This window comes from Pseudomonas sp. 65/3-MNA-CIBAN-0223, assembly GCF_040310425.1.
Lineage (GTDB): Bacteria > Pseudomonadota > Gammaproteobacteria > Pseudomonadales > Pseudomonadaceae > Aquipseudomonas > Aquipseudomonas gregormendelii.
The window spans coordinates 208,708-220,963 of sequence record NZ_JBEOPV010000007.1; the positions used below are offsets into that span (position 1 = coordinate 208,708).

Genomic DNA, 12,256 nt, shown 5'->3' on the forward strand with positions numbered 1-12,256 from the left:
TTGCCGTCAGGCCAGCTAAACTCGGGGTGGCTGTCTTTCTTGTCCACCCTGGCTGGAATCATAAAATGAAAAATAATAATAGCCTGCTACGCCACATACCCTGGCTGCTGCTGGCGATCGTAGGAGCGTGCGCCCTGGGCGTAGTGGCATTGCGTCGAGGCGAGGCGATCAACGCCTTGTGGATTGTGGTCGCGGCAGTGGCCATCTATCTGGTCGCGTACCGTTACTACAGCCTGTTCATCGCTAATAATGTGATGCAGCTTGATCCGCGACGGGCCACCCCCGCCGTGCTCAACAATGACGGTCTGGACTACGTCCCTACCAACAAACACATCCTGTTTGGTCACCACTTCGCGGCCATCGCCGGCGCGGGGCCTTTGGTCGGTCCAGTCCTGGCGGCGCAGATGGGCTATTTGCCCGGTACCCTGTGGCTGATCGCCGGGGTGGTGCTGGCCGGTGCGGTGCAGGACTTCATGATCCTGTTCCTGTCCACCCGTCGTAACGGCCGCTCCCTGGGGGATATGGTCCGTGAAGAGATGGGCCGCATACCGGGAACCATCGCACTGTTCGGCTGCTTCCTGATCATGATCATCATCCTCGCGGTGCTGGCGCTGATCGTGGTCAAGGCCCTGGCCGAGAGCCCTTGGGGCATCTTCACGGTGATGGCGACCATCCCGATTGCGATGTTCATGGGCATCTACATGCGCTACATCCGCCCCGGTCGCATCGGTGAAATTTCCATCATCGGCGTGCTGTTGCTGCTGGGGTCGATCTGGCTCGGCGGGCAGATTGCTGCCGATCCGTTCTGGGCCAAGGCGTTTACCTTCACCGGGATCCAGATTACCTGGATGCTGATTGGTTACGGTTTTGTCGCTGCGGTGCTGCCGGTGTGGCTGATCCTGGCACCCCGTGACTACCTGTCGACCTTCCTGAAGATCGGCACCATCATTGCCTTGGCAATCGGCATCCTGGTCACCATGCCGGATCTGAAAATGCCGGCATTGACCCAGTTCATCGATGGCACCGGCCCGGTGTGGAAGGGCGGTCTGTTCCCGTTCCTGTTCATCACCATTGCCTGTGGCGCGGTCTCGGGTTTCCACGCGCTGATCTCTTCCGGCACCACGCCGAAGCTGTTGGCGAATGAAAGCCATGCCCGCTACATCGGTTACGGCGGCATGCTGATGGAATCCTTCGTGGCAATCATGGCGATGGTTGCCGCCTCGGTGATCGAACCGGGTGTGTACTTCGCCATGAACAGCCCGGCGGCCATCGTCGGTTCGGATGTGGTCACCGTCGCGCAAACCGTCAGCAGCTGGGGTTTTGCGATCACGCCGGAAGCCTTGCAGGCGGTAGCCAAGGACATTGGTGAAACCACCATCCTGGCACGTGCCGGTGGTGCGCCGACCCTCGCGGTGGGTATCGCGCAAATCCTGCACAGTGTGCTGCCAGGTGAAAACACCATGGCGTTCTGGTACCACTTCGCGATCCTCTTCGAGGCGCTGTTCATCCTGACGGCCGTGGATGCCGGTACCCGTGCCGGACGCTTCATGCTGCAGGATCTGCTCGGCTCATTCGTGCCGGCACTGAAGCGCACCGAGTCCTGGACCGCCAACCTGATTGCCACCGCCGGCTGTGTGGCGATGTGGGGGTATCTGCTGTACCAGGGCGTGATCGATCCACTGGGCGGCATCAACACCCTGTGGCCGCTGTTCGGTATCTCCAACCAGATGCTGGCGGGTATCGCGCTGATGCTGGCGACGGTCGTGTTGATTAAAATGAAACGTCAACGCTACATCTGGGTGACCATGCTGCCAGCGGTCTGGCTGCTGATCTGCACCGTGACCGCAGGTTTCATCAAGCTGTTTGATGCCAACCCGGCGATCGGTTTCCTGTCCCTGGCGAAAAAATACAGCGATGCGTTGGCCAACGGCCAGATCCTCGCACCAGCCAAGGACATCAACCAGATGCAGCACGTGATCTACAACGCATACACCAACGCAACGCTGACGGCATTGTTCCTGTTCGTGGTATTCAGCATCCTGTTCTATGCCATCAAGGTCGGTATTGCCGCCTGGGGTAAAAAGGAACGTACGGATAAAGAAGCGCCATTCCAGGCCCTGCCGGATGCGTAATCGAGGATTGCAAACATGTTCAATGACCTGAGTCGCCTCGGTAAATACCTCGGTCAGGCCGCGCGCCTGATGGTCGGCATGCCCGACTACGACAACTACGTCGAGCATATGCAAACCAATCACCCGGACAAGCCGGTGATGAGCTACGAGATGTTCTTCAGGGAACGTCAGGAAGCGCGTTACGGCGGCAAGGGTGGGCCGAAGTGCTGTTGATGCACAGGGTCTAGGCAACACACACACACACACACTGTGGGAGCAAGGCCTGCCCGCGATGGCGATCTTTCGGACGCCATCGCGGGCAAGCCTTGCTCCTACAGTTTTTTTTCGAGTCCGGGAGACCTTATTTTGTCAGCCCCTATCCCAGTCACCATCCTCAGCGGCTTCCTCGGCGCCGGGAAGACCACACTTTTGCGCCACCTGCTCAAAACCGAGCACGGTCTGAAAATCGCCGTGATCGAGAACGAATTCAGCGATGCCGGCATCGACACCCAGCTGCTGGGCGAGGAGCCGGTGCAAGTGATGACGCTGTCCAACGGCTGCGTCTGCTGCACTATCCACACCGATCTGACCAAAGCCCTGTTCCTGCTGCTTGAACGCCTGGACAGTGGTGAGATCGCCTTCGATCGCCTGGTGATCGAATGCACCGGGCTCGCCGATCCGGCACCTGTGGCGCAAACTTTCTTCATCGATGAAGAGCTGCGCGAGCGCTACATTCTCGACGGCATTATCACCCTGGTGGATGCAGCCCACGCCGATACGCACCTGGCCCAGACTATCGCCCAGGCGCAAATCGGGTTTGCCGACCGTCTGCTGGTGAGCAAGCGAGACCTCGTGGACGAGGCAACTTTCACCGCGTTGAGCGAACGCCTGACCCGCATCAATCGTCGTGCACCCATTCGCCTGGTCGACCACGGCAAGATCGACCTGGCTGAACTGCTCGACGTCCGGGGCTTCAATCTCAATGCCGACCTCGGCAGTGGCTTGAGCCTGCGCCCGGTGAGCAAGGCCCCCTCCATCGACCGCATTTCCAGCCTGGTCCTGCGGACCGACAAGCCGCTGGATATCGACAAGCTCAGCGAGTTCATGAATGAACTGCTGGAAGCGCATGGCAAGCAATTGCTGCGTTACAAAGGCGTTTTGAGCATCGCCGGCGAACCGCGGCGGATGGTGTTCCAAGGGGTGCTGAAGTTGTATGGCTTCGACTGGGACACCGAGTGGGCGCCTGGTGAGCCGCGCGAAAGCGTGATCGTCTTTATTGCGGATGATCTGCCGGAAGAGAAGATTCGGGAAGGATTTGCGCGGGTGGCGGCGGAGTAAACACAGTGATCTTCAGCGTGTTTGCGGGCCTGTTCGCGAGCAAGCCCGCTCCCACATTCTGACCTGTGTCTGCCACAAGCTTTGGGTCATGCACGCATCCCCTGCAGGAGCGGGCTCGCTCGCGAAGGCGGCCTAACCGGCAGCGCGATTGCGGCCGGTCATGGAGGGCATGTTCATCAAAAGCTCCTCCAGTTGATCCAGGTGTCGGTTCAGCAGTGTCGTCGCCATCGTTTCATTCCCGCACTCCACCGCGTCCAGGATTCCCTGATGTGCCTGCCAATCGCAACAATTCGCTGGGTGTGCATCAGCCTGTGCAATCGCCAGCGAGGTCAAGGGCACCAGACTGCCCAGGAAATGCGCCAAAGGTGCATTCCCCGCCATCTCTGCCAACAGCAAATGAAACTCTCCTGACAGCCGAATAGCTGGAGCCTGTTCGGTACAGCTGTGCTCCTGTTCGAGCAGCGCGTGCAACCGTTTGAAATCCTGGCGGCCACTGTTCCGACAGGCGAGTTGCACCAGCGTGGTTTCCGTCAACCGCCGTGCATGCAAAGTCTGGCGGATCTGTTCGCGATCGAGCAAAGCGACCCGAGGCCGATGATTGGGCCGCAGAATAATGATCTGCTGATGCGAAAGGCCGCTCAGCACACCACGAATGTCGCTGCGACGGGCGCTGAACATTTGCGCCAGGCTGTCTTCAGTAAACCGACTGCCCGCATTGATGCGCTGGTCGAGAATGGCATCGAACACCCGCGCATAAAGATCATTGAGCGGCAGGGCGCAGGGCAGGGCGCCGAGATTCTGAGGTGAAGCGAAGCTGTTCATGGCCGGTCTCCAGTTCCAGGCGTGTTCAACTGCGAAGGTTGTCGTCTGGAATATTCAATTCGATGCCCATGCGCTGACCTTCCCGAAGAATGTGACGACGCATCTCGGCACTGGCCTGGGCGCTGTTCTTGCTGCGGATCGCCCGCACCACGGCTTCGTTCTCTTCGAGACGTTCAGCCAGGTGTTCCGGGGAATTGCGCAGCACCTCGGCGCTTTGCTTGAGGGCGTTGCTGGTTTGCTGCACCACACTCTGGAAAATCGGATTCGACGTCAGGGTGAACAGCTCTTCATGGAACGCGATGTAGGCATTCACCCCGGCTTCGCTGTCGTTGGCTTCCAGGGCTTCGCGCATGTCCATCAGCGTGAGACGCAACTGCCCGACTTCCTTGCTGCTGATGGACTGCGCGACCAGCCCGACAATGAACGGCTCAAGGGTGTAGCGCAGTTGCAGCACGTCTTCCAGGCTCGCCCCCGCCACCGCACTGTCATGGGACTGGCTGTCGCTGAGATTAGCCTCCAGGACCACAACACCCTTGCCCGGCATGGACCGCACCAGACCTAGCGTTTCCAGGACGATGACGGCCTCACGCAAACTCGGGCGGCTGATGCCCAATTGTTCTGCCAGTTCCCGTTGCCCCGGGAGCATTTCGCCGGAGCGCCACTGGCCGCGGGCCAGAGCGGCCCGAAGTTTTTCCACGACTGAGTTCACAACGGTCGACGAGGTAATCACTGTTCGCTCCATGAGCATTCAAAACGTTTGATGACCGTGCCCGCCCCTGGGCGGGCACGGCAGTGATTCAAAATTCCTGCTGGTGCGCGGGACCGACTGGTTTTCTCGGCTGGAAGGTATAACCCACCTGGCCGGAAAGCACCTTGTTTGCGCGCTGGATATCGATGTCTTTTTCCCAGCGGGCAATGGCCACTGTTGCCACGCAATTGCCGATCAGGTTGGTCAGGGCTCGGCCGATCCCCATGAACCAGTCGACCGCGAGGACGAGCACCAGACCCACCACCGGAATCGCCGGGATCGCCGTGAGTGTTGCCGCCAGGATCACCAGCGCCGAGCCGGGTATCCCGTGGGCACCTTTGGAGGTGATCAGCGAGACCAGCAGAATCGTCAGCAGATCGGTCATTGCCAGTGGCGTGCCGGTCGCATTGGCAATAAAGACGATGGCGAGGGTCAGGTAGATCGAGAAACCGTCGAGGTTGAACGAGTAACCCGTAGGGATCACCAACCCTACCGTCGAGCTGCCGATGCCCAGGTGCTCGAGCTTGCGCATGATCTGCGGCAGTACGGCGTCGGAGGAGGCGGTGCCCATGACGATCAGCAGTTCTTCACGCAGGTACTTGAGCAGCGGCCACATCCGCAGGCCGGACACGCGCATCACCAGGCCGAGGATCAGCGAGACGAAGGCCACGCAGGTCAGGTAGAACAAACCCACCAGGCTGCCCAGATGCTGCAGGGAGTCCAGGCCGTATTTGCTGGTGGTGAACGCGATGGCGCCGAACACGCCGATCGGCGCCAGGCGCACGATCATGCCCATGATGCGAAAGATCACATGGCTCAGCTCGTTGATCAGCCGGGAGATGCCCGACGCCGCTTCACCCACCAGGTTGAGTGCGCTGCCAAACAGAACCGAGAACAGCAGCACTTGCAGGATGTTGTTGTCGGCAAAGGCACCTACCACCGACGTGGGAATCAGGTCCATCAGGAACTGCGTGGTGGTGTGCATATGCTCGCCGCGCTGGGCGATGTCACCCATGTCGGCGGCGGAAAGCTGATCCAGGTGAATGTTGGCGCCGCTGCCAATGCCGGTGCTGAAGGCGAATACCAGGCCGATGACCAAGGCGATGGTGGTCAGGATTTCGAAGTAGATCACCGATTTGAGGCCAATGCGTCCGACCTTCTTCAGGTCGCCGGCACCGCTGATGCCACTGACCACCACGCAGAACACGATCAGGCCGATGAGCATCTTGATCAGTTTGATGAAACCATCGCCCAGCGGTTTGAGCTGTGCAGAGTATTCAGGGAGGGTCAGCCCGCAGACGATGCCGAGCACCAGTCCGAGAACCACTTGGAGGAAGATTGAACGCGAGCACCATCTGAGCATGGGAGGAATCCTGGTCGGTGTCCTGGCTGCCGGCGCTTGGGCGCTCAGATTCAGGACTTAATTATTGTGGTCTTACCGGTATGTCCAGTGCAGGCGCAGTCTACGCTGGGTTTTTTCGTGAATACAAGTGGAAATAGCAAAATTGGCATGACCGGTCTTACCAGCGGCGTAAGCCGCGCTACGGGGGAATATCGGGGGCGAAAAAAAACCGGCCAATCACTTGGCCGGTTTTTCATCCTGCGGGTTTAACGTCGCAATTAAGCGCCGTACACCGGCAGCTTCTTGCAGATGGCCTTGACCTTCTCACGAACGGAGTCGATCACCGCTTCGTTGTTCAGGTCTGCCAGGATGTCGCAGATCCAGCCGGCCAGTTCCTTGCACTCAGCTTCCTTGAAGCCGCGAGTGGTCACGGCCGGAGTGCCGAAGCGCAGGCCGGAAGTGACGAACGGGGAGCGTGGATCGTTAGGCACGGAGTTCTTGTTCACGGTGATGAAAGCCTTGCCCAAAGCGGCGTCGGCATCTTTACCGGAGATTTCCTGCTTGATCAGCGACAGCAGGAACAGGTGGTTTTCAGTACCGCCCGATACCACGTCAAAACCGCGCTCGATGAACACGCCGGCCATGGCCTTCGCGTTCTTCACCACTTGTTGCTGGTAGGTCTTGAACTCAGGCTGCAACGCTTCCTTGAAGCAAATCGCCTTAGCGGCGATCACGTGCTCCAGCGGGCCACCCTGGGCGCCCGGGAATACCGCGGAGTTGAGCTTCTTCTCGATGTCGGCGTTGGCGCGAGCCAGGATCAGGCCGCCACGTGGACCACGCAGGGTCTTGTGCGTGGTGGTGGTCACCACGTCGGCGAATGGCACCGGGTTCGGGTAGACGCCAGCGGCGACCAGACCGGCCACGTGAGCCATGTCAACGAACAGGTAGGCGCCAACCTTGTCGGCGATCTCGCGGAAACGCGGGAAGTCGAGGATCTGCGAGTAGGCGGAGAAACCGGCCACGATCATTTTAGGCTTGTGTTCAACGGCCAGGCGCTCGACTTCGTCGTAGTCGATCAGGCCATTGGCGTCGATGCCGTACTGAACGGCGTTGTACAGCTTGCCGGAGGAAGAAACGCTGGCGCCGTGGGTCAGGTGACCACCGTGTGCCAGGCTCATGCCCAGGATGGTGTCGCCCGCTTGCAGCAGAGCCAGGTAAACGGCGCTGTTGGCTTGCGAACCGGCGTGTGGCTGAACGTTGGCGTAATCAGCGCCGAACAGTTCCTTGGCGCGATCGATAGCAAGCTGCTCGACCACGTCGACGAACTCGCAGCCACCGTAGTAGCGCTTGCCCGGGTAGCCTTCGGCGTACTTGTTGGTCAGTACCGAGCCTTGAGCTTCCATCACCGCAGGGCTGGTGTAGTTTTCCGAAGCGATCAGCTCAATGTGCTCTTCCTGGCGCTGAGCTTCTTGCTCCATGGCGGCAAAGAGATCGGCGTCGTACTTGGCAATAGTCAAATCACGGCTGAACATGGCGGTCCTCAAGGATCGGGGCAGAAAAGGGGGGCATTCTAACCTAACGAGTTTTAGATGGCATATGAAAGGACATCATGTCGCAGACAAGTGGGCTTCATGACGGGATCAGCGGTGATCGTGCGGCCCCATCGCCAGCAGGCTGGCTCCCACAGTAATTGCGATAGCCTGCAAACTTCCTGACCGACCACAAATTCTTGTGGGAGCCAGCCTGCTGGCCATGGCCTCCCTGCAAAAATCTCAGTCGAACTCGAACAACGCCTCGCGCCCAAACTGCGCCTCAAACCCGCTGGCCGGCATCGGCCTCCCGAACAAATACCCTTGAACTTCATCGCACCCATGCTCACGCAGGAAATCCAGCTGCTCCTGGGTTTCCACGCCTTCGGCGATCACCGCCAGGTTGAGGCTGTGGGCCATGGCGATGATCGCCCGGGCAATCTGTGCGTCCTGTTCGCCGGACGGCAGGCCATCGACAAACGTGCGGTCAATTTTCAGCACGTCGATCGGGAATTGCTTGAGGTAGTTAAGCGATGAATAGCCAGTGCCGAAGTCGTCGACCGCAATGCTCAGGCCGAGATTCTTCAAGCCGTCGAGGATCTGCATCGCCTCGCTGACTTCGCGCATCAGAATACTCTCGGTCAGTTCCAGCTCCAGGCACGCCGGGGGCAGGCCGGTTTCCTTGAGGATGTTGGCGATGCGCGTGCCCAGTTGGCCGTCGGAGAACTGCCGCGCCGAGATATTCACCGACACTTTTGGCACGCGAACCTTGGCCAGGTGCCAGGACTTGAGCTGGCGGCAGGCTTCGCTGATGACCCAGTCGCCGACATCAACCACCAGGCCAAGCTCCTCGAGCACCGGAATGAAATCTCCCGGCGGTACCAGCCCGCGTCGAGGGTGGCGCCAGCGCAGCAAGGCTTCGGCGCCCGTCAGGCGCTTGCCGTCGCCGCTGAACTGCGGCTGGTAATACAACACGAATTCGTCTTGCTCCAGGGCATGGCGCAAATCGCTCTCGAGCTCCAGGCGCTCCAGGGCACTGGCGTTCATGTCGGCCTGATAGAACTGGAAGTTGTTCTTGCCGCGCTCCTTGGCGTGGTACATCGCGGTGTCGGCGTTTTTCATCAGCTGACTGAGCTCGTTGCCGTCTTGCGGGCTCAGGGCGATGCCGATACTGGCGGTGACGAAAAACTCCCGGCCTTCAAGCACGAAGGGTTTCACCAGGCTGCCAAGAATCTGTTCGGCCACATGAATCGCCCGGTTCAACGCCATCTCGCGGTTGGCCCGCGGTTGCAGGAGCAAGGTGAACTCGTCGCCGCCCATGCGGGCCACAGTGTCATCATCGTCGACGCAGCCGAGCAGGCGCGTGGCCATTTCCTTGAGCATGCGATCGCCGGCCGCATGGCCCAGGGAGTCGTTGATCGGCTTGAACCGGTCGAGGTCGAGGAACATCAGCACCACCCAGCCTTTCTGCCGTTCCGCCGATTGCAGAGCGGTGTGCAGGCGATCCTGGAACAGCGTGCGGTTGGGCAGGTGAGTCAGGGCGTCGTAGTAGGCGAGGCGATGGATTCGCTGCTCGCTGGCCTTGCGCTCGCTGATGTCGCTGAAGAAGCACACATAGCTGGCCAGGTCGCCTTCGTCATCCAGCACGGCGGTGATGCCGACCCAGGCCGGGTAATGCTCGCCGTTACGCCGCTTGAGCCACACTTCGCCTTCCCAGGTGCTGTGCTGGTTAAGCTGTTTGAGCACGTAGCGCAGGTGCGCGTCCTGTTGCTCGTCGACGGTCAGCATGTTCGGCAACTGGTCGAGCACTTGTTCGACCGCGTAACCGCTGACCCGGCTGAAGGCTTCGTTGGCCTGCACGATGTAACCGGCTGGGTCGGTGATCAGGATGGCCGAGGTCGAGTGCTCGAACACCGTCGCCGCCATGCGTAGATCTTTCTCGGCGCGGCGTTGCTGACTGATGTCGCGACCGACCCCCAGCAAGCCTTCGAAGGCTCCCTGGTCGTCCCAGACCAGCACCAGGCGCAGCTCGATGGGGACCTTGCGACCGTCGGCGCGCAGGCAGTCGAACAGGAACAGTTGGGTTTGCACCTGGTCGCGCAACAGCGCCAGTCTGTCAGGTTTGTTCAGCGCCTTGCTGATCCGGTCCATCAGGCTGTAGATACCGGTCAGTTGCTGCGGGTTGGCAATGGTCGATTGCCAGCCGTTCTGGAAGATCCATTCGACGTCATAGCCCAGCACGGCATGCACCGAGGGGCTGACGTAATTGAGTGCCATTGCGCTGTCGGTGGAAAAAATCACGTCGCTGATGCTTTCGGCGAGCATGCGATAACGCTGCTCGCTGTCGCGCAGGGATTCGCTGGCTTCGATCTGCTCGGTGATGTCCTTGGCCACGCCGATGATGCGCGTGACCTGGTCATGTTTGTCCCGCGCCAGGGCTTGTTCGCGCACTTCGAACCGGCGCCATTTGCCGTCCCGGTGGCGAAAGCGTAACTGGCATTGCATCAGCTGGCTGTAACCGCCGTGGCGCTGGGCCTGGCGCGATCGATGATACACGTCGGCATCATCGGCGTGCAGCAGGACTTCCCAGAAGTAATCGCCCATCTGGTGCAGCTCGGTACGGTTGTAGCCGAGGGTCTGGCCCAGATGGTGGTTGCTGAAGATCATTCTCTGGCTGATGACGTCTTGCACATACAGGTGATCCGGAACCGTGCGTACCACATCGGACCAGAATCCTTCACGTTCCAGCAGCGACAGCTCGATAAGCTTGCGGCTGGTGACGTCCGTGATGCTCAGGATCACTGCCTTATAGTCGCTCTGGTCCTCGGGCAGGCGCAGCACCAGCCACAAGTGCTGATCACGGCCGCTGGCGTCCTGCAGGCGGATCTCCAGTTCGAGCTGTTTGTGCCGCTGCAGAACGGCTTCGAGTATGGGCTGGCCGATGGCCGAGCTGGTCAGTGGATTACCGTCGATCAGGCGCTTCCAGGCCTCCTCCGGAGCATTGACGTCCAGTAGCAGAAGGGCTACCTCATTGACTTCGGTGATGCGCATTTCGCGCAGCAGCTGTTCACGTTGCGTTGGCACTGCCAGCCAGCTTTGCAACTGTTCGGTGTCAAGGATGCGGGCCTTGTCGAATGCACTCTTGAGCCCGGACAGATCCAGTACGCACAGGGCGACCCCGGTGCCTTCGAAGATGTCCTGATAGCGTCGACGCCCCTCATGCAACTGGCGCTGGCGGCGGCGCATGTTCAGCAGCGCGATGAAGGGCAGCAGGGAAAAGGCCAGCCCGAGCAGGCATTTGCCGATGAATGCGGGCAACAAATGCTCGATCACGCGCTGGCGGTCGAACAGCCCGCGCAGTTGCCAGTCGCTGCTGCTCAGAGGCACCGTCAATACGCTGTTGGCCAGGTCCTCTGCCGTCAGTTCACTTGGCTCCGACACCGGCACGGCGTTATCGCGGCTGACAATTTGCCGATTGATGCGGTTTTCCACCAGCCACAGTGGGCGGATGCCGGCCTCATTTTGCTTGGCCAGCGATGCGAAGAAGGCCGGAGACAGGCGCAGCGCCCAGTAACCGCGAGTGCTGCCGCTGGGCTGGTGCAGCAGCAAATGGACCACCGAGCCGTCGTCGGCATTGCTGAAATAGTGCGCCTGGGCGCGGCTGCGCTGAACCAGCTGGCTCAGGTAGTCGGCATCGTTACTGTCCACGGCGCTGTCGCTGAGCACTTTCCCAGACGGACTGAGCAGTGCCAGGCTGCGTACATCAGGCAGCGACTGCTGGATTTTGCGCAGCAGCGCCTGCTGTTCTTCGCGAGTCTGTGGCTGCTCGACGATCGGCAGCAGGTTCAGGGCGATCTGCGCGTTCAGCGCCATATTCAGGCTGATTTGAGAAGCCAGGTCGGCGGTGAAGTCGATGGTGTACTGGCGCTGGTTCTTCTGGGTTTCGCGCAGTTGGTCGAGCAGTTGCCAGAAGAGTAGGGCCAGCAGCAGTAATGCGAGTGTGGCCAGCCCACCTTTTAACGTCCCGCGCAGGGGAGAGCCGGCCGCAGAACGGGCATCGTTCACAGAAGACGGTGGAGGCACGTTAGTCAAGCTGTGTAATCCTGCGCAAGGGCTGGGCTGGCGCGACGCGCACTATAAGCCGGACGCCCGAAGGGCGGCTAGCATGCCTTGAGTTGTGGCAAAGTGCCAGTCCCGCTCGGCTGGACTGCCATCCATCATTAAGGTAGCTTTGCCGGTTACGTGGGAGCGTTCCAGCTCCTAGAATCAGACTTTCTTCAGCGCGCACGCATTGGTCCCTATCAAGCGGTCAGCGCGCACGGTCTGGCCGGGCCTCGCCCGCGCTCCAATCATTCATCTGTCACTG

Annotated in this window: 8 protein-coding genes; 3 read left to right on the top strand and 5 right to left on the bottom strand. The window is 60.2% G+C overall.

Annotated features, from left to right (window positions below; all coding sequences use genetic code 11):
* Positions 1–65: 65 nt before the first annotated feature.
* From AAEZ09_RS10560 to yjiA, 3 genes are all read left to right on the top strand, one after another.
* On the top strand, positions 66–2,132 hold the full coding sequence (locus tag AAEZ09_RS10560; RefSeq protein WP_045059329.1) for a carbon starvation CstA family protein: 2,067 nt from the start codon (positions 66–68) through the stop codon (positions 2,130–2,132).
* 15 nt (positions 2,133–2,147) lie between these two features.
* Entirely contained in the window at positions 2,148–2,345 is a 198-nt protein-coding gene (locus AAEZ09_RS10565; protein WP_028620750.1) for a YbdD/YjiX family protein, read from the top strand.
* A gap of 132 nt (positions 2,346–2,477) precedes the next feature.
* Positions 2,478–3,449: a GTPase gene (yjiA, locus tag AAEZ09_RS10570; protein WP_045059330.1), complete on the top strand. Its 972-nt coding sequence runs from the start codon at positions 2,478–2,480 to the stop codon at positions 3,447–3,449.
* 132 nt (positions 3,450–3,581) lie between these two features.
* On the opposite strand, the gene AAEZ09_RS10575 is transcribed toward yjiA, so the two are convergent.
* From AAEZ09_RS10575 to AAEZ09_RS10595, 5 genes are all read right to left on the bottom strand, one after another.
* Positions 3,582–4,271, bottom strand: coding sequence for a GntR family transcriptional regulator (locus tag AAEZ09_RS10575; protein ID WP_205893988.1), 690 nt, complete (start codon positions 4,269–4,271; stop codon positions 3,582–3,584).
* 25 nt (positions 4,272–4,296) lie between these two features.
* The gene (locus AAEZ09_RS10580; protein WP_045059332.1) at positions 4,297–5,001 is read right to left on the bottom strand and encodes a FadR/GntR family transcriptional regulator; all 705 of its coding nucleotides are present in this window, start codon (positions 4,999–5,001) and stop codon (positions 4,297–4,299) included.
* Positions 5,002–5,068: 67 nt separating this feature from the next.
* Complete coding sequence (locus AAEZ09_RS10585) at positions 5,069–6,382, bottom strand: C4-dicarboxylate transporter DctA (protein WP_045059333.1); 1,314 nt, start codon at positions 6,380–6,382, stop codon at positions 5,069–5,071.
* A gap of 257 nt (positions 6,383–6,639) precedes the next feature.
* Positions 6,640–7,893, bottom strand: coding sequence for a serine hydroxymethyltransferase (gene glyA, locus AAEZ09_RS10590; protein WP_045059334.1), 1,254 nt, complete (start codon positions 7,891–7,893; stop codon positions 6,640–6,642).
* A gap of 240 nt (positions 7,894–8,133) precedes the next feature.
* A complete protein-coding gene (locus AAEZ09_RS10595; protein WP_350599455.1) occupies positions 8,134–11,982 on the bottom strand; it encodes a sensor domain-containing protein in 3,849 nt (1,282 codons plus the stop codon).
* Positions 11,983–12,256 lie beyond the last annotated feature (274 nt).

Coding starts and splice junctions, on each gene's coding strand:
- AAEZ09_RS10560 (WP_045059329.1), top strand. CDS start 66: ATGAAAAATAATAATAGCCTGCTACGCCACATACCCTGGCTGCTGCTG.
- AAEZ09_RS10565 (WP_028620750.1), top strand. CDS start 2,148: ATGTTCAATGACCTGAGTCGCCTCGGTAAATACCTCGGTCAGGCCGCG.
- AAEZ09_RS10575 (WP_205893988.1), bottom strand. CDS start 4,271: ATGAACAGCTTCGCTTCACCTCAGAATCTCGGCGCCCTGCCCTGCGCC.
- AAEZ09_RS10585 (WP_045059333.1), bottom strand. CDS start 6,382: ATGCTCAGATGGTGCTCGCGTTCAATCTTCCTCCAAGTGGTTCTCGGA.
- glyA (WP_045059334.1), bottom strand. CDS start 7,893: ATGTTCAGCCGTGATTTGACTATTGCCAAGTACGACGCCGATCTCTTT.